The sequence below is a fragment of the Brevibacillus sp. 7WMA2 genome (assembly GCF_010748895.1).
Lineage (GTDB): Bacteria > Bacillota > Bacilli > Brevibacillales > Brevibacillaceae > Brevibacillus_B > Brevibacillus_B halotolerans.
The window spans coordinates 4175001-4192507 of sequence record NZ_CP048799.1; the positions used below are offsets into that span (position 1 = coordinate 4175001).

The 17507-nt window shown below is 43.0% G+C and carries 15 protein-coding genes, 11 tRNA genes and 1 rRNA gene (1 of these 27 only partly in view); all 27 read left to right on the top strand.

The window, feature by feature from the left end:
* A 23S ribosomal RNA gene (locus tag GOP56_RS17790) occupies positions 1 to 1491 on the top strand (it extends 1439 nt beyond the left edge of the window).
* A 46-nt stretch (positions 1492 to 1537) separates the two neighbouring features.
* Positions 1538 to 1614 (top strand) — tRNA-Met (locus GOP56_RS17795).
* A gap of 12 nt (positions 1615 to 1626) precedes the next feature.
* Positions 1627 to 1703 (top strand) — tRNA-Glu (locus tag GOP56_RS17800).
* 7 nt (positions 1704 to 1710) lie between these two features.
* Positions 1711 to 1786: transfer RNA gene (locus GOP56_RS17805), tRNA-Val, on the top strand.
* An 18-nt stretch (positions 1787 to 1804) separates the two neighbouring features.
* A tRNA-Met gene (locus tag GOP56_RS17810) sits at positions 1805 to 1881 on the top strand.
* Positions 1882 to 1887: 6 nt separating this feature from the next.
* Positions 1888 to 1964: transfer RNA gene (locus GOP56_RS17815), tRNA-Asp, on the top strand.
* 36 nt (positions 1965 to 2000) lie between these two features.
* Positions 2001 to 2076, top strand: a tRNA-Thr gene (locus tag GOP56_RS17820).
* Between the two features lie 7 nt (positions 2077 to 2083).
* Positions 2084 to 2158 (top strand) — tRNA-Gln (locus tag GOP56_RS17825).
* A gap of 6 nt (positions 2159 to 2164) precedes the next feature.
* Positions 2165 to 2240, top strand: a tRNA-Lys gene (locus GOP56_RS17830).
* 103 nt (positions 2241 to 2343) lie between these two features.
* Positions 2344 to 2419, top strand: a tRNA-Gly gene (locus tag GOP56_RS17835).
* Positions 2420 to 2427: 8 nt separating this feature from the next.
* Positions 2428 to 2504 (top strand) — tRNA-Arg (locus GOP56_RS17840).
* A gap of 4 nt (positions 2505 to 2508) precedes the next feature.
* Positions 2509 to 2582 (top strand) — tRNA-Gly (locus GOP56_RS17845).
* A gap of 522 nt (positions 2583 to 3104) precedes the next feature.
* Complete coding sequence (locus GOP56_RS17850; protein ID WP_163246191.1) at positions 3105 to 4232, top strand: hypothetical protein; 1128 nt, start codon at positions 3105 to 3107, stop codon at positions 4230 to 4232.
* Between the two features lie 652 nt (positions 4233 to 4884).
* On the top strand, positions 4885 to 5439 hold the full coding sequence (lepB, locus tag GOP56_RS17855) for a signal peptidase I (RefSeq protein WP_121473312.1): 555 nt from the start codon (positions 4885 to 4887) through the stop codon (positions 5437 to 5439).
* A 215-nt stretch (positions 5440 to 5654) separates the two neighbouring features.
* Entirely contained in the window at positions 5655 to 6479 is an 825-nt protein-coding gene (locus GOP56_RS17860; RefSeq protein WP_163246192.1) for a sensor histidine kinase, read from the top strand.
* Positions 6458 to 7108 (top strand): response regulator, encoded by a 651-nt coding sequence (locus GOP56_RS17865; protein WP_003333590.1) that lies wholly within the window; start codon positions 6458 to 6460, stop codon positions 7106 to 7108. Before GOP56_RS17860 ends, GOP56_RS17865 begins: the two co-directional genes overlap by 22 nt.
* Positions 7109 to 7424: 316 nt before the next feature.
* Positions 7425 to 7670: a hypothetical protein gene (locus GOP56_RS17870; protein WP_003344882.1), complete on the top strand. Its 246-nt coding sequence runs from the start codon at positions 7425 to 7427 to the stop codon at positions 7668 to 7670.
* Positions 7671 to 7779: 109 nt separating this feature from the next.
* On the top strand, positions 7780 to 7956 hold the full coding sequence (locus GOP56_RS17875; protein ID WP_003333588.1) for a cold-inducible protein YdjO-related protein: 177 nt from the start codon (positions 7780 to 7782) through the stop codon (positions 7954 to 7956).
* Between the two features lie 80 nt (positions 7957 to 8036).
* Positions 8037 to 8417: a cupin domain-containing protein gene (locus tag GOP56_RS17880; protein WP_003344880.1), complete on the top strand. Its 381-nt coding sequence runs from the start codon at positions 8037 to 8039 to the stop codon at positions 8415 to 8417.
* Positions 8418 to 8465: 48 nt separating this feature from the next.
* Positions 8466 to 9569 carry an NAD(P)H-dependent flavin oxidoreductase gene (locus GOP56_RS17885; RefSeq protein WP_163246193.1) on the top strand — a complete coding sequence of 368 codons (1104 nt, stop codon included), beginning with the start codon at positions 8466 to 8468 and terminating at the stop codon, positions 9567 to 9569.
* A gap of 19 nt (positions 9570 to 9588) precedes the next feature.
* A complete protein-coding gene (locus tag GOP56_RS17890; protein WP_003333585.1) occupies positions 9589 to 10488 on the top strand; it encodes a LysR family transcriptional regulator in 900 nt (299 codons plus the stop codon).
* 425 nt (positions 10489 to 10913) lie between these two features.
* Positions 10914 to 12014, top strand: a complete 1101-nt coding sequence (locus tag GOP56_RS17895) for a citrate synthase/methylcitrate synthase (RefSeq protein ID WP_003344875.1) — start codon at positions 10914 to 10916, stop codon at positions 12012 to 12014.
* Between the two features lie 443 nt (positions 12015 to 12457).
* Positions 12458 to 14038 (top strand): sensor histidine kinase, encoded by a 1581-nt coding sequence (locus GOP56_RS17900; RefSeq protein WP_121473315.1) that lies wholly within the window; start codon positions 12458 to 12460, stop codon positions 14036 to 14038.
* Positions 14010 to 14633: a response regulator gene (locus GOP56_RS17905; RefSeq protein ID WP_041751910.1), complete on the top strand. Its 624-nt coding sequence runs from the start codon at positions 14010 to 14012 to the stop codon at positions 14631 to 14633. Before GOP56_RS17900 ends, GOP56_RS17905 begins: the two co-directional genes overlap by 29 nt.
* Positions 14634 to 14678: 45 nt before the next feature.
* The gene (locus tag GOP56_RS17910; protein ID WP_163246194.1) at positions 14679 to 15863 is read left to right on the top strand and encodes an HD-GYP domain-containing protein; all 1185 of its coding nucleotides are present in this window, start codon (positions 14679 to 14681) and stop codon (positions 15861 to 15863) included.
* A 291-nt stretch (positions 15864 to 16154) separates the two neighbouring features.
* A complete protein-coding gene (locus tag GOP56_RS17915) occupies positions 16155 to 16628 on the top strand; it encodes a hypothetical protein (protein WP_163246195.1) in 474 nt (157 codons plus the stop codon).
* A 44-nt stretch (positions 16629 to 16672) separates the two neighbouring features.
* Positions 16673 to 17452 (top strand): hypothetical protein, encoded by a 780-nt coding sequence (locus GOP56_RS17920; RefSeq protein ID WP_254068450.1) that lies wholly within the window; start codon positions 16673 to 16675, stop codon positions 17450 to 17452.
* The last annotated feature ends 55 nt before the right edge of the window (positions 17453 to 17507 follow it).

Here is a 17507-nt window from a genome sequence, read left to right on the forward strand (position 1 = left end):
AGTACCACCTCTGTTCCGCTTGAGCAATGGCGTGACGCAGGAGGATAGGGTGAGCGGCCTATTGGATGGCCGTCTAAGCAGTAAGTGTGGTGTGTAGGCAAATCCGCACACCAATAAGCACAAGCTGTGATGGCGAGGGAAATATAAGTACCGAAGTCCCTGATTTCACACTGCCAAGAAAAGCGTCTAGCGAGGAACAAGGTGCCCGTACCGCAAACCGACACAGGTAGGCGAGGAGAGAATCCTAAGGTGCGCGGGATAACTCTTGCTAAGGAACTCGGCAAAATGGCCCCGTAACTTCGGGAGAAGGGGCGCCTCGGTAGGGTTTATAGCCCGAGGAGGCCGCAGTGAAAAGGCCCAAGCGACTGTTTAGCAAAAACACAGGTCTCTGCGAAGCCGCAAGGCGAAGTATAGGGGCTGACGCCTGCCCGGTGCTGGAAGGTTAAGGGGATGGGTTAGCGCAAGCGAAGCTTTGAACCGAAGCCCCAGTAAACGGCGGCCGTAACTATAACGGTCCTAAGGTAGCGAAATTCCTTGTCGGGTAAGTTCCGACCCGCACGAAAGGCGTAACGACTTGGGCGCTGTCTCGGCAAGAGACCCGGTGAAATCATAATACCTGTGAAGATGCAGGTTACCCGCGACAAGACGGAAAGACCCCATGGAGCTTTACTGTAGCCTGGTATTGAAACTTTGTGCATCATGTACAGAATAGGTGGGAAGCTGTGAAGCGAGGGCGCCAGCCTTCGTGGAGCTGTCGTTGGGATACCACCCTTGATGTACGGAGTTTCTAACTTGCCGCCCTTATCGGGTGGAAGGACCATGCCAGGTGGGCAGTTTGACTGGGGCGGTCGCCTCCTAAAGAGTAACGGAGGCGCCCAAAGGTTCCCTCAGAATGGTCGGAAATCATTCGTAGAGTGTAAAGGCACAAGGGAGCTTGACTGCGAGACCTACAAGTCGAGCAGGGACGAAAGTCGGGCTTAGTGATCCGGTGGTTCCGCATGGAAGGGCCATCGCTCAACGGATAAAAGCTACCCTGGGGATAACAGGCTTATCTCCCCCAAGAGTCCACATCGACGGGGAGGTTTGGCACCTCGATGTCGGCTCATCGCATCCTGGGGCTGAAGTAGGTCCCAAGGGTTGGGCTGTTCGCCCATTAAAGCGGTACGCGAGCTGGGTTCAGAACGTCGTGAGACAGTTCGGTCCCTATCTGTCGCGGGCGTAGGAAGTTTGAGGAGAGCTGTCCTTAGTACGAGAGGACCGGGATGGACGCACCTCTGGTGCACCAGTTGTCACGCCAGTGGCACAGCTGGGTAGCTATGTGCGGACGGGATAAGCGCTGAAAGCATCTAAGCGTGAAGCCCCCTTCAAGATGAGACTTCCCATAGCGCAAGCTAGTAAGACCCCTTATAGACGATGAGGTTGATAGGTTCGGTGTGGAAGTGCAGTAATGCATGGAGCTGACGAATACTAATCGGTCGAGGACTTATCCACATTGCCTTTATGCTGACTTCATTATCTAGTTTTGAAAGAACAATATGGCGGTGTAGCTCAGCTGGCTAGAGCGCTCGGTTCATACCCGAAAGGTCGGGGGTTCGACTCCCTCCGCCGCTACCATTACAATTACAAGGCCCGTTGGTGAAGCGGTTTAACACAGCAGCCTTTCACGCTGTCATACAGGGGTTCGAATCCCCTACGGGTCACCATTTATTTGGAGGATTAGCTCAGCTGGGAGAGCATCTGCCTTACAAGCAGAGGGTCGGCGGTTCGATCCCGTCATCCTCCACCATTTTTATTTTCCCATTATCGCGGGGTGGAGCAGCTCGGTAGCTCGTCGGGCTCATAACCCGAAGGTCGCAGGTTCAAATCCTGTCCCCGCAACCAAAGTATGGAGCTGTGGTGAAGTTGGAGTTCACGCCGGTCTGTCACACCGGAGGTCGCGGGTTCGAGTCCCGTCAGCTCCGCCATTTTTAATTGAATAGGCTGTTGGTTATATTAAAAATGCCGGTGTAGCTCAATTGGTAGAGCACCTGACTTGTAATCAGGGGGTTGTGGGTTCAAGTCCTATCGCCGGCACCATTTTTATTGGGGTATAGCCAAGCGGTAAGGCAACGGACTTTGACTCCGTCATTCTCAGGTTCAAATCCTGATACCCCAGCCATTATATGAGCCATTAGCTCAGTTGGTAGAGCATCTGACTTTTAATCAGAGGGTCGAAGGTTCGAGTCCTTCATGGCTCACCACTTTTTTTATTTAGCGGTCATTATTGGTTTGAGAGACGAACTAGGTTGAGATTAAAGTGGTATATAGGTAACAAAAGCTTTAAGCAAATCATACAAAACATGTGCGGACGTAGCTCAATTGGTAGAGCGTCGCCTTGCCAAGGCGAAGGTCGCGGGTTCGAGACCCGTCGTCCGCTCCATATATTATGTGCCCTTAGCTCAGCTGGATAGAGCGTTTGACTACGAATCAAAAGGTCGGGAGTTCGAATCTCTCAGGGCACGCCATTACGCGGGTGTAGTTCAATGGTAGAACTCCAGCCTTCCAAGCTGGTCGCGTGGGTTCGATTCCCATCACCCGCTCCATAGCAAAAAGTCTTGTGAAGCAAGGCTTTTTTTATTTTTCGAGATACTTAGCGTATCATCTTAATTGTTGCCAGAAGTGGGACGGAAATTTTTTCAATAAAGTGAGTCGAGCTGTTATGATTCACGTATAGGGTTTACTGGCATGGTTGGATGCAAAAAAATTATATCTTTATGTGAATAAATATTAAACCCTGTTATTGGGTATCTTTTTCATAAGTAGAACACGTGAGAACGCCTGTCTCGTTTGAGAGGGGCGTTTTTTTATACCAAAATCTAAAACAGAGCAAGACTTTGACAAATGAATTGGTGCTTCATAAATCTTGTAAAACAAAACTCTTGGAAGTATATTTTTCATGGCCTGTACCGTCAGCCTCTATTTTTTAAGGGCAATTCATTTTTAGCTCTTTCAGAAATAATTAAAGTTCATCTCCAAATTTTTTAACCAATCATTTGAAATGAGGAATAACGAATTCACCAATTCCTACATATTATGGTATATGACATATAGGGAGGTGTGTTTTTTTGTTTAACGACAATCACGATGATTTACAAGGGATATTAAATAAAATTAATGAGCCTGATTTGCTTGACTTTATGAAACGGGATCCAATTAGTAATAACAAGTTCCTTGCACGTAGAAAACGGTCTTCCTCCTCAACGTCCTCCTCAACTTCTTCCTCAACTTCTTCCTCCTCATTTTCTTCTTGCTCAGACTTTACTACTCGTTGCCCAATTACAGGGATAACAGGTCCAACAGGTTCAACGGGAGCGACAGGAGTCACGGGGGCAACAGGAACAACGGGAGCAACGGGAGCACCAGGAACACCAGGAACACCAGGAGCACCAGGAGCACCAGGAGCAACGGGAGCACCAGGAACACCAGGAGCACCAGGAGCACCAGGAGCACCAGGAGCAACGGGAGCACCAGGAACACCAGGAGCACCAGGAGCACCAGGAGCAACGGGAGGAACAGGAGCAACGGGAGCGACAGGAGGAACAGGAGCAACGGGAGCACCAGGAACACCAGGAGCACCAGGAGCAACGGGAGGAACAGGAGCACCAGGAGCACCAGGAGCACCAGGAGCAACGGGAGGAACAGGAGCACCAGGAGCAACGGGAGCACCAGGAACACCAGGAGCACCAGGAGCAACGGGAGGAACAGGAGCACCAGGAGCACCAGGAGCAACGGGAGGAACAGGAGCACCAGGAGCAACGGGAGCGACAGGAGCGACAGGAACCACGGGACCAGGTTTGAATAGTTTTATTAGTGTATTTAGAAGTTTCACTGGAACAGGAACCGATACGGTAGCTGCCTTTTCTCCAATCACTTTTACAAACCTAAGTAGCAATGTTGGTGGAGCGTTTGTCTTTTCTCCTCCATCTGATACAATTTTAATTTTACAACCAGGTATTTACCTGTTTGATCTTGTCATTCATAATCAGGGGAATGCTTTATTTGACTTGAAAATAGGTGGGGTTAATCAAACGCCAACACCTCTCGCTGGAGATGGGGGAGGTCCAATTGCTGCAAGTATAATTATAAATGTTACTACTGCTCCGACTACTGTACAACTCGTGAATGCAAATAATACGCCAGCACAGCTTCATAACAATACAAACGCTACACTTACTATTATCAAACTAACTTAAACATAATACTAAGGTTCAGAATTATATACATCCTCGTAAGATAAACTGAAATGAACGACGATCGTTTTTATGAGTTGTAAAGCTGAACAATCATCCTAGGATTCCTGATTGATACGTGGAAAGCTTCTTTATACTAGATGTAAACGACCAGGGGTGGAACTTGCCCGCCAGTTATGCAACCAGACAAGAGACGCAAAACCTCTTCATGTAAACTTTAGCAATGCCACATATTCAATGGTGAGCCACCAAGCAAAATTGCAAGGTGGCTTATTTTAAGGTCTATTTCCTTCATCTAATCAGGATACATAAATATCGTTAGAACGACTGTATAAGACAATGCAGTTATAGTTTTTTATCGAAATAGAAGATAGGACTTTTCTTTGAGAATAGTTAGAGCATATAAGGCTAGAATAAAAAAATTCATGTTACATCTGGCTTATTGAAACCCTCATCCACTACTAGAAGTTCACGAACAGCCCATTTTAGCTGAATCTCGTGAATGAGTTCCGCTCACAAATTCCATCCCCCGTCCCCCGAACCATATACGTCAAAAGAGGGCAAAAGCACTATCTTTTTATAACGTTTTGAAACCTTTTTTTAGGAAGTACGTCCTTTATAATAAGACTAACCAAAAGGAGGCTGTTAATTCTTTATGAATCAGACAGAACCTCGCTCCGGATGGGGTAGAGCAATTAAGGAGTGGCTTACTTCCATCATAACAGTTTTTATTGTCACATTTGCTTTGTACACGTGGCTGGGAGCACCCTATGTTGTGTATGGAGAATCCATGCAAAGCACTTTGCAAAATAATGAGAAGGTCGTTGTAAATAAGGCGGTATACCGCTTGCATGAACCACAACGAGGAGAGATTGTTGTATTCCATGCGAACCAAAAGGAAGACTACATCAAACGTGTAATCGCAATAGCGGGCGATCGGGTAGAAATGCGTAACGATCAGCTATTTATTAATGGAAAACCTGTAGAAGAACCTTATTTAGAGGAGCAAAAAAAGAAAGCTCATGCAGAAGGTAAAAAGGTAACGGAGGATTTTCCGCCAGTAACGGTTGAGGCCGGTTATATGTTTGTCATGGGAGACAATCGACAAAATAGTAAGGATAGCAGAATGATTGGTCCTGTACCGATTACACAGGTTGTTGGCAGAGCCGATTTCGTGTATTGGCCACTTTCGAATGTGAGATCACCATAAGCTGTACTTCATAAGAGACTCAGTGAAAAGTTCTATTGCAAACTACTGCATAGGACTTTTTTTCTTTTGGCGATAAAAACGGCATGTAATTGTGGATAGTATTTGCTTTATTCAAAAAATCGACCCTACATGCTAATAAAGCGCTTCCTCTATAATAGAGTAGGGCATGATTATTGGTTATGATTGTAAATTACAGGTCAGTCAGGAGGATACGCTTGAATTATCGATGGCTAAAATTAACGAGCATTATGTTACCTACCATTATGATAGGCGGCTTTGAATATGCGCGACACGAGTTTTTGCTGCCTTATTTTACGATGGATGAAGGAAATGTCATCATTACGATTATGACTTTGGTTCTTTCATTTATATTTGCCACCTGGGTTTTTGGAAAAATCAAAAGAATGAGTGAGAAATTAGCAAAGGAAAAAGCCAAGCATGCAGTGTATGAGGAACGAGAACGCTTAGCCCAGGAGCTACATGATAATATTGCACAAGCGATTTTCTTTTTAAACGTAAAACTAAATCAAGAAAAGATTGAAGAAGCAAAGGCAACGATCTCTGAAATTGATAACCAGCTAAGACAAGCCATTTTTAATCTCCGTTCTCATCCAGAAGAGGGGGTATTATTAACGGATCGCTTGAGAAAGTGGCTACACGAATGGAGCCTGATCACAGGGATCGAGGTGAAACAGGAGCTTGATGGAATGGATCAATATTTTAAACCAGCGGAACAAGTCCATTTATTTAGCATTATACAGGAATCATTCACTAATATTCGCAAACATGCAGATGCGAGCCATGCAGAGATTCAATGGCAGTTTCAGGGGACAGGCTGGTATCTACTGATTAAAGACAATGGAATGGGCTTCGATACAGAAACATTAAAACGTGAGAGATATGGTCAGACCATGATGCGAGAGAGAAGCTGGAAATTAGGAGCCAGCTTTGAGATGCGATCAGGAACGCATGGCGGGACAGAAATCTTGATAGAGTCATTTAAAGGAGAGAGCGGAAGGTGCAGAAATACAGGGTATTAGTGGTAGATGACCATTTATTGGCTCGAACAGCGATAAAAAGTATGCTAGCAGAGGATTCTTCCTTTGAAATTGTAGGGGAGGCTGAACAAGGAGAAGAGGGTGTACGTCTCTGTAGCGAGCTACAGCCAGATGTTGTATTAATGGATATTAGCATGCCGGTATGCGATGGCTTGGAGGCAACAAGACGAATTAAACAGGCCTATCCCCATATAAAAGTCGTTATTTTGAGCGTATCTGATGATGTAGCTGATCTATTTACGGCTGTGCAATTTGGGGCACAGGGCTATTTACTAAAAAATATGAATCCACATGATTGGTTGGCATATTTACGGGCGTTGCTAGAAGATAATAGTGATATTTCACGTGAATTGGCAAGCAAGCTCTTCTTCAAATTTCGGTCGGGTCCAGTCATTGATGAACCTAGTCCGAGCGTGCTAACTCCAAGAGAAACTGAAATTTTAAAATATGTATCAAAGGGAGAGACGAATAAACAAATTGCTCAGCGTCTCATGATCACAGAGCATACAGTCAAAAATCATATGAAAAACCTATTGGAAAAGCTTTATTTAGAAAATCGAGTACAGCTAGCCTCCTATGCACTGCGTCATGGACTATCCTCTGAGGATTAGCAGTTCAATAGAGTAGAGTACAACCTACAAGCATCGAGGTTTCCTCCTCTCAGATGAGAAGGCAGAATAATAGGAGGTTTGCTGATAAAGGAATTGAACTCGAAGACAGGAGTTAGGAAGCTTTTATCGAATTACTACTATATAAGAGAGGGTGAAAAGAGTACTAGTTCACGGTGGACAATGCCGGCGACAATATAGAGCAATGTTTCCAGATACATGTGTAATCGTTATAAAAAACCAGCGAAAGAAAGGCTGGTTTTTTCTGCATGTAATTGGCTGAATTGTCCCTGTCCGTACATTGAAAGGAGAAGATTACATGAGCTCCATTCAAATCAGTAAAATCGTCATTTTGTTAGCCATTCTGGTGCATCTTCTTGGAATTGGAGAACTATTTGGGAAAGATGTGATGCATACTAGTCAATTACTCACACTTTGTTTACTTATTTTAGCTTTTATTAGTTTAGGCAAAAAAAAGGGAAAAAGAAAACGTAAAAAGTCATCGGCGGTAAGGACACTTCTGCATCGAGCCAAAGAGCAGCCAACTGATGCGGACCTGTCTTAAGCGGTCGGGTCATCAGTGGATTTAACACAAAGAAAAGGTGGAAAAGTTCTACATGTAACTTTTGCAGCATAAAGTAGTAAAGAATCTTGTGAAAAGATGGGGGGACACAATGGCATATCGTTCAAAACGTACGGTGAAGGAACACGTCTATGAGGATACCCTTGTATGGCAGTGTACAGCTTGTAACTGTTGGTCGCGAAAGGAATTTGTGATCGTTGAGGATCCACGTTGCCCATTGTGCAACAGCAAGATGGAAGAGGAAATGAAAAATATCAGGATTGAATAAACATGGAAGCTGGTTGCCACCTTAGCAACTGGCTTTTTGTTTGATAATCAGCATTCATTACGTACAAAGGGGAGAGTAGGATGAAGAGATTTTCGTTTGCTCTAACGTATGGGAAAAATGTCACTCATTACGATAGCCTGCATCTGATTATGTCACGAATTGGGAAGCTGCCAGCAGATACCTATATGAATTGTGCTTATTTATCTCCGCAGGGGAAAATTGGTTATCATCAGGCTACATTGCCTCAATTACTATTGGTGCTCAGTGGCGATGGATGGGTACGTACAGATACAAGTGACTATGTTTATGTACAAAGTGGAGATGCTGTCTATTGGGAATCGGGGGAATGGCATGAAACGATTACAGAGTCTGGTATGGTGTCCATTATTTTAGAAGCAACCGACTTGTTTAGGAGAATATCGATGTTAGAGTATACAGAAGAAGGAAATAGCCAGACGTAACGAGAATGATCTGAAAAGACAGAATAGTATACACGGGAGGAGAAGCTTATGTCTATGCAGTTCCAAACTAGGTTTTGCGATATCTTTGGAGTTGAAAACCCAATTATTCTTGCGGCAATGGCCGGCAATATAAATTCAGCGGAACTGGTGGCGGCAGTATCAGAGTCAGGAGGCTTGGGAACTATTGCTGGAGCATATGTTACGCCTCAAGCTCTACGAGAGAGAATCCGTGAAGTGAGGTCTTTAACCAACCGTCCCTTTGCTGTAAACCTACTCTTATTTGAACAACCAGAACAGCAAGAGGTAACACCTGCCTTTAGACAATGGCTCAACCAACAGAGGGAACGATTCAATCTTCCCCCATGGAAAGGCGACTGGCCAACCCTGCATGACGAGATTACCGATTGCTTTACGGTCATTTTAGAGGAGAAGCCGGCTGTATTTAGTTGTGCGATGGGGTTGCCAGGTAAATATGGAGAAAGTGCAAAGGCAGCAGGGATGAAGGTCGTAGGCATGGCGACCACACAAGCAGAGGCCGAACGATTAGTAGGTCAGCATGTAGATGCAATCGTAGCACAAGGCGGTGAGGCTGGTGGTCACCGGGGTACGTTTGATGCAGGAGAAGATGGGCCGGGAGAATGTATTGGTACGTTACCATTAGTGGCTCAGCTTTCTGCTGCTATTCGGGAGGTGCCTATCATTGCGGCAGGGGGAATTATGAATGGCCAAAGCATAGTGGCAGCTTTAGCGCTCGGTGCTGAAGCTGTGCAACTGGGTACTCGATTTCTAGGATGCGCAGAGAGTACAGCTAACAAGGCCTATAAGGAACGATTAATTCATGCAAAAGAGACAGATACCGCTGTTACCAGAGCTTTTTCGGGCAGACCAGCGCGTGGAATTGTGAATCAATTTATGAGAGATTTTGCTAAAAGTCAGATAGGATCGCTGGCGTATCCAGTTCAGAATGAGTTAACGAAGGAAATTCGCCAAGCAGCGGGAAAAGCCTTGGATGCTGACTATCTATCGTTATGGGCTGGTCAAGGGGTAGGTATGCTTCAAAAAGAAGAAGCCGCAGCAGATATCATGCATGCTTTATTGCAAGAGGCACAACAAAGCTTTAACCGATTACAAGGCCAGATGCATGTAAAATAAAAGCTTTGAGGTGAGTCATATGGATATAAAGCTTCTGCAAACGTTCGAAGTAGCGGCATCCTGTGAGAACTTTCATCAGACGGCAGAGACGCTATATATCGCTCAACCTACCGTGACGCAGCATATACGTCAGTTAGAGAAAGAGTTGGATGTTGCTTTATTTGAACGAGTAGGCAAACGGGTGAGGTTAACAGCAGCCGGAAAGCGCTTCTTGTCGCATGCAAAATTGATTTTATCTCAATGGCACACCGGTGTTGAAGAGATGGTGACGTGGAAGCAGGGATACAAGGAAATCTTGCGTATCGCAGTCTCTCCGATCATTGCTCGCACCTCGCTCCCTTCGCTTATTCATCGTTATACCAAAGAACATCCCGAGGTAGATATAACCATTAAAGTAGCGGACTCCATTGATATTGGTCTCTTGGTCCAAAGTGGACAGGCTCATTTGGGATTATCTCGAATGATTCCTAGCGAAGGCCAACTTTCTGCTTATTTGATGCAGACAGATCCGATCGTATTTGCTGTACCGCATTACGGTGGAGACATGGATGCCCCCTTACCTGATTGGGAGCAGGAGTTAATTACCAAGAGGTTGTTAACGCATAATCACCCCGTTTATTGGGAGCCTCTCTTAACATCGCTTAGACAACGTGGATTTGCTATTCGCACGATGGGGGTGACGCATGTGGATGTGACCAAACGCTTTATCGAAGAAGGGCTGGGGATTTCTTTCTTACCACGTTCCGCCATTTTACGTGAATTATTTGAGAATCGCTTTATGGAATTGCCAACCCCAGGCTTGGAGCTACCTAAAGTAGCCTCCTATGTTATTTTACCAAACAATAATTTGATCACATCGGGGCAACGATTCGTTGATATTCTAGCGACATTATATGCTCCTTTACCAAAAGTGACCTAAGCTTTAGGAAAGCTGGGTTAACGATTAAAAATATCAAGAACCATTAGAAGCCCCCACAAAGCACCCAGAAAAAGCGTGATACCAATAAAGATGTAGGCAATGTAGCGAAGAGGAGCTTGTTTTTCTTTTGCTGGCATATTGGAATCTTCCTTTCTAATTATTAGGAAAGCGAATTGTAGGGAATAGAAGTAATTCTGATTAGTTTGCCATACAGGTACAAGCTTCATACAGGCATCATGTTTAGAAAAAAAATCCAAAAAAGTCCCTAATTACTAATGCGTCAATTCGATATAAAATGAAGCGCATATAACCGTTTGAATGAGCGGACATTAATTACGTTTTGTAATCAATCAATCATTTACTATCTATTTCTACTTTTCAGAATATATTGGTATACTGTAATGAAAAGAAAGGAGTGGAAGTGGATGGAAAAAATGTTGGCGATTGGGCTTGAAGGAATAGTTGTTGCAGAAACTGATTTAAGTCTAGTCGACGGGCAAAACGGATTATTGGTTTATCGGGGGCATTGGGCTCAAGATCTAGCCATTTCTCATACATTTGAAGAAGTCGCTTACTTGCTATGGTTTGGCGCATTGCCTACAGAAGAACAATTATCCGGTTTCCAGACTGCATTAGCTCAGCAAAGAGCTTTACCTAAAGAGGTAAAAGAAGTCATAGATGCGATTCCCCATGATCGAGACATGATGACAGTTTTACGGACAGCGGTCTCTGCTTTGGGGGGTGCTGAGCAAAGCTGGCCTCCAACTTTAGAGCAATCTATTGCTATTACAGCTAAAATGCCGACTATCATTGCCTATCGGGAAGCTCGAAAAACTGGCAGGGAACCGCTAGAGCCTCGGATGGAGCTAAGTCACACGGCAAACTACCTGTATATGTTAAAGGGTGTAGTAGCTAGTAACGCGCATGTCAGAGCATTGGATGCGTATTTAGTATTGACTCAGGAGCATGGGATGAACGCTTCTACTTTTGCTGGACGGGTAGTAACTTCCACTCAATCGGATATTTATTCTGCACTGACAGCAGCCATAGGCGCTTTGAAAGGTCCCTTACATGGAGCAGCTCCATCTGAAGTTACAGAGATGATTAATGCGATTGGCAGTAAAGATCAGGCAGAGGGCTGGATTCGGGCACGGTTAGAGAGCGGTCAACGCTTAATGGGCTTTGGACACCGTGTATATAAAACCATTGATCCACGTGCTACAGCACTGCGTGTGGTAGCGGCAGAATTGGCGGAAGATGACCCATGGTTTGATTTAGCTACCCATGTGGAACAAGTAGGAACAAACTTATTGGCCGAGTATAAGCCAAAACGTAAACTGCATACCAATGTAGAGTTTTTTGCTGCTGCGGTTATGAGAGCAGTTGGTTTGAACGAAGAGTTGTTTACACCTACCTTTGCTGTTAGTCGCACAGTCGGCTGGTGTGCACACATTTTAGATCAAGCAGGACGTAATCGAATTATCCGTCCGGAATCAGAATATACAGGGAATATGCCGAAATCGTAATCGTTTGTCCTACAAACGGGAAATATGTAAAGTTCCTGAGAAAATTCTACATGTAAGTGATACGAATAAGGAATTGAACTAACGAGAAAAAAGCTTTCCAGCAAATAGGGCATTATACCTATTGAGGAGAAAAGCTTTTTTCTTTTTTATTTCCTTCTGATTGGATAAGGCAAATGATAAGTAGATGAAATGTAGCAAAAATGTAAAAGATACCAGAAGTGTAATTTGAATTTATTTTCTAGTCTATTAAGTAAACAAGTGCTGATAAAATAAGCTAAGGCATAATGTAGTGCTTTTCCATGTGGTATTCATTATGATAGGGAGTTTACGAATAATATCTACTTGGCTATGGGGGATCTGTAAGTCTTCTGTCACAAAAATATCTATTTTTATCTAGATATAATTGTTATAATTTACCTAAAAATTAAAATAATGGAGTTTTTATGGGCGTTAATCTGCTGTTTAAAAATGTGGAGTGGATCATCGTATTGTTTCGTTGGGTTCTGCTCATTATGTTATATGCTACCACAGATACGACAGATATTTACTTATCTATCCCGGTGTATGTATTGCTCGTGCTACAAACGGTACTAAGTATAGTAACACTGTATCGCATCATACTTGTCAGGCAAGTGTTAGTAACAGCTGAGTTTTTCTTTCTTTTATATTGGGAAGTCTTTCAGCAAATGTGGGGAATTTCTGATTTGTGGTTTACTTATACGTCTTTAGTACTATTGAGCTTGCGCTTATCTTTACGCTATATGCTAGGTATCCTTTTTCTAGGCTTTGGAAGCGCCATTCTCTTTGTACTCTATGGGGGACTACCTAGCACCGATATTTCTCATTTACGTGCAGAGGGACTTTTAGGTACGCATTTCGTTACTACTACGATTTTGTGTGGATTCATTCACATTGTTCGTAAAAAATGTAAAGCTTACTTTAAGCACTGGTTGGCGTTTATGTCCTATATTAAGCTGCTACGTAAAAATAAAGAGTCCACTGACTTATGCCGTGTAGGCGAACGTTTTTTACAGCGGCTCTTTCCTAAGAAAAGAGTGTTTGTTTTCTGGTTTAATCAAGTAAGAGGACAAAGGGACTGGCAAAGAGAGTTTTATCAGCTTGCCTTATTGGAAAGCAATTGGCAGGAATTGAAACAGCATAAAACGATTGCGGTACGTAACTTCACGGGCCAGCCAGAGGATGTGCTGTATTTTCCATTAGGTCAAAAAAGAAAACAACAAGGGGCTATTCTAATTATTGGACAGAGTGCAGAATTTTTGTCCATGGTTAATCTGCTTTTTTTACATAGCTTTGCAATCGTGACATCCAGCCATTTACACCATATTAAGGAAACCGAAGAATTGGTATTCCGTACGGACGCAGAGACTCGCAGGCAAATGGCGGAGGATATGCACGATAGCTTAGCACAACAATTATTTTTTCTATCTGCCCAGCTATATTATGTAAAACAAATGCTTTCTCCTGTGATGAATCAGGAAATGTCGGTCACCATTGATCGGATGGAAGAACAGATGAAGGAATGTCATCTAAAAGTACGCGGGTACATCCAGCATTTACGATTTAATCGAGAAGCGGAGCCTCTCTTAGATGCAATTCGTGACATGAGCGAACGTATCTTAAAAGGTACAGGGGTCAAGCTCGATTATGTGACCAAAGGAATTGTGCTGGAGGAGAGCTTAGCGGTAGAAGAAGCGATTTATCGTGTAGTAGAAGAAGCATTGTACAACATGCTAAAACATTCTAAAGCAGATCAAGTGGAAATATATTTAGAAGCCACCTCTGTACAATGGACGCTACAGATAAAGGACAATGGAATTGGGTTTTCTACGGATAGCGTAAAAGCTTCAAACGGATCATTTGGAATCTCAAATATGCGAGAACGTATGAAACGCGTAGGTGGTACGATTACAATTCGGTCCGCGGAGCTACAAGGTACGGAAATCACGGCGTTTATCCCTAGAGGAGGAATTAGTATTGGAGAAAATAAAGGTGCTTCTTGCTGACGATCATAGGATTGTTCGTGAAGGAGTCAAGATGATTCTACAGATGGCAGGTAAATTCGAACTAATAGGGGAAGCGGCTGATGGGGATGAATTGTACGGTAAAGCATTGGAGGTAAAACCGGACTTGATTATTTCAGACCTTAAAATGCCGGGGCAAAACGTGATCAGAAGTGGGAAGCTTTTGAAAGAACAGCTTCCAGCTATTAAGATTTTAATTTTGACCGCCTTCGATGATAGTGAGGATATCTTTCAAGCTCTTGATGGCGGAATTGATGGTTATATCATGAAAGATACGATGCCTGAACAGATTTTGCATACCATCGACATGATTTTGATGGGGTATTCCTGCTTTCAGCCTAAATTAGAACGGAAAAAGTCTACACAAACGACACAGCTTCAATTAACAGAACGGGAAAGAGAGATATTTGAGCTTATTGTTGATAATTTGAGTAATCATGAGATCGCTGAGAAACTATACATATCCGAGGCGACTGTAAAAACTCATGTAAGCAGTATCCTACGAAAAATGGGACAACCAAATCGGTCTCAGGCGGTGTTGTACGCATTAAAGCAGGGACTAGTCAAAATGAAATAAAAAGTTGGTTGGATAAAGGTAGGAATAGGAGAGGAGTTTCACAAAATGAAGTTTGAACAAGAGAAGCTGGCTAAACAGATGATGCGATATGCGGTTTATCTAGCTTCGTTGTTTTTAACCTTCACCCTATTGGCACATAGTTTTGAGCAGAAGGATATCTGGATTCCCTCTTTTCTTAGCTGGTTATTTTACCTCTGTGTATGCTGGGGTGTTTATCTTTTGTATTGCATATATGAACAGTCTTATACATATTCAGACTGGATGGTTTCGTTTTGTATATTATTTTTATTTTTGTTTGTATTGCTCACTCCGCCTCTTTCCACTATAAAAATGGGTTGCTTAGTTCTGGCCTACCCTTTATTACTCAGCATGACGAGACAAAGAAAGGTCATGCATACGGGAAGTATCGTCTATAGTGTAGTCGTAATCATTTCCCTTTCTTGGCAAGCCTATATGGGTCGAATAGAAAATGCGGTTCCTACCATTTTATCCGTAATCGTATTTGCGATTGTTGGGTATGTCCTTTCTCTATTGTGGATGCGTTTATTTGACTTGCAGGAGAATAGAATGAGAGAGGAGCAGGAGCGACAGCATTTAGCAACTTTATATCGGATGCTATACGCTTTTGTGCCGACAGTAGAGCGGAAATCCCAAACATCCAGCAGACAAATTGAGCAGATGCGTTACCTGTTGAAAAAAACGATTTCTCTGCTGAAGAAGCCTGTTGATGTACAGGACTGGGAGTTACAGTGCCTGTCGCTCATACACTTTGTCAGTAAAATAAAATGGCCTGACTATTTATTTGAGAAGAAAGAAAAGCTGACCGCGTATGAGTATGAAATGGTACAGAAGCATTGCATGATAGCCAAGGAGCTACTTGACGGTCTACCACAGTATCAACAAATCATCGAAACGATGCGCTATCATCACGAGAGGTATGATGGCAGCGGTTATCCCAAGCAATGGAAGGGTGACGAAATTCCTTTCCTTTCTCAGGTTGTTGGGGCTGTTGAAACGTATTTGGCTATGATAGAACCAAGACCTTACCGAAATGCCTTTAGTCCGGAAGAAGCGCTTAAAGAGCTACAATTATTAAAAGATCAATCGTTTCGGGCTGATATCATTGATGCATTACGACAAGCAGTAGAAGGTCAAGAGCTAGATGGAGCAGCTCATGGGTATTATTCCTCTATTTTTTCAAGCCATACGAATGTAGAAACCGATATGTAAACAACCCCGGGACCTTGTAGCCCGGTCTTTTTTTGTTTTGCAAACAAGTGTAAAAATTCACATAGTATGAGCTTTTCCTCATCCGTAAGGTGTAGACAAAGATCATCCTGATTATCTGCTTAAAGTACCTCTCACAGTGGAAGAAAAGATTCTGGGCTTTTCTTACAATAAGAGCAAGAAAAGTAAAGCGAGGAAGGCTGACGCTTTGAACGAGTGGATTTTTGTTTAGCCTGAATGCCGATCCTCCTGATCCCTTTTTGTCTCTATATTTTGAATGGAGGAAGTACCGTCATGTTAAAAGGAAAAGGAATCAAGATTATATCCATCCTCTTTGTATTGGCCTCCTCCGTAGCTGTGAGTTTAAGCTTTGCCGGGATTGATGTAAAAAATCAGTTAAGCATCTGGTACCACCAGAAGATGATGGAATCGGGTGACACTATTGAAGCAACTACTGACTCTTATAAAAAGAATAGTGACAACAAAGTAAAGAAAGAAGCTAGTGTCACAACTGATAAAACCCTTTTCTTACTAGATCAAGAAATGATTCAGATATCCAAAACAGGAGAAAAAGCAATTGATGAGTACGTAGATCGTCAGAAAACACGGCTGAATCATAAGCAAAACATATTAGAGCAGCGGGAATTGCCCAAGGACTTCAGACAATTTGTCCAAAAATCCAATGAAAACATCAATGAAGAACTAAATAAAGAAACAATTGAATTCCTTCATAAATTTACTTCAAAACAACAGGTGTTTGACAAATAGAAGGGCATTGTTTCCGTACATTCCCTTTAAAAAAAAGACAGGAGATGAAGAGGTTGAAAAAAGTAAAAAGTAAAATCGTGATTAGTGTGTTGGCAGTTGGTCTGATTGGTAGCTTAGGTACTGCATTTGCGGCGGTTGATGTAGGCGGGCAGCTAAAAAATTGGTATGATAAACAATTTGCTGCTTCATCGGCGTCTATTACGGCTGAAGCGCTTAAGTATGGAACGGAAAAAAAGGCAGCTACTGAAGCTGAACTTAATAAAATAAAGAATCAGGTTGCTGATCGTGTGAAGCAAGCAGGTAGTGAAGAAGCAAATCGTGCTGTTGCAGCAGTAACGGCAGCTAAAAACGATTATTTGAATGCTTTGAGAGGCAAAACGAATGAAATCAAGGGCAATATGCAGAACCAATACAACCAGAAGGTAGAAGGATTAAAGCAGGAAATTACTAAAGCAGCCAATCAAACAAAAGTCAATTCGATAGTCGATCTTACGAATAAAGTGAACCAAGCTGGAGAACTAGGAAGACAAGAAGTAAAAACGAATGTTACCAGTGCGCAAGACAAAGCAAAACAAGAGCTAACTAGTGCGATTAACGATGCTAAAAAGACAATTAATGGTTTGATTCGTGAGAAAGAAGCTAGCTCTAAAGAGGAAACAAAACGCTTTATCGACGAAAAAGTCGCTGAAATCCAAAAAGTAGTTGACGAATCAGCTAAATTATTGGAGAAACAAGCGAAGGATTCGATCAAAGATACAGGTGCTAAGGCTGAAAAGGAAGCAAAGAATAGCTTAGATCAACTAGTAGCAGATCAATTTAAATAAAGATTATTATCATACATTGTCAGAGCTTCTGTGTGAGCTCTGACAATGCCCATTA

Bases quoted from the DNA above. Each gene is read 5' to 3' on its own strand.
- lepB (WP_121473312.1), top strand. From the start codon at position 4,885: ATGAATCAGACAGAACCTCGCTCCGGATGGGGTAGAGCAATTAAGGAG.
- GOP56_RS17870 (WP_003344882.1), top strand. From the start codon at position 7,425: ATGAGCTCCATTCAAATCAGTAAAATCGTCATTTTGTTAGCCATTCTG.
- GOP56_RS17875 (WP_003333588.1), top strand. From the start codon at position 7,780: ATGGCATATCGTTCAAAACGTACGGTGAAGGAACACGTCTATGAGGAT.
- GOP56_RS17880 (WP_003344880.1), top strand. From the start codon at position 8,037: ATGAAGAGATTTTCGTTTGCTCTAACGTATGGGAAAAATGTCACTCAT.
- GOP56_RS17885 (WP_163246193.1), top strand. From the start codon at position 8,466: ATGTCTATGCAGTTCCAAACTAGGTTTTGCGATATCTTTGGAGTTGAA.
- GOP56_RS17890 (WP_003333585.1), top strand. From the start codon at position 9,589: ATGGATATAAAGCTTCTGCAAACGTTCGAAGTAGCGGCATCCTGTGAG.
- GOP56_RS17895 (WP_003344875.1), top strand. From the start codon at position 10,914: ATGGAAAAAATGTTGGCGATTGGGCTTGAAGGAATAGTTGTTGCAGAA.
- GOP56_RS17900 (WP_121473315.1), top strand. From the start codon at position 12,458: ATGGGCGTTAATCTGCTGTTTAAAAATGTGGAGTGGATCATCGTATTG.
- GOP56_RS17910 (WP_163246194.1), top strand. From the start codon at position 14,679: ATGAAGTTTGAACAAGAGAAGCTGGCTAAACAGATGATGCGATATGCG.
- GOP56_RS17915 (WP_163246195.1), top strand. From the start codon at position 16,155: ATGTTAAAAGGAAAAGGAATCAAGATTATATCCATCCTCTTTGTATTG.
- GOP56_RS17920 (WP_254068450.1), top strand. From the start codon at position 16,673: ATGAAGAGGTTGAAAAAAGTAAAAAGTAAAATCGTGATTAGTGTGTTG.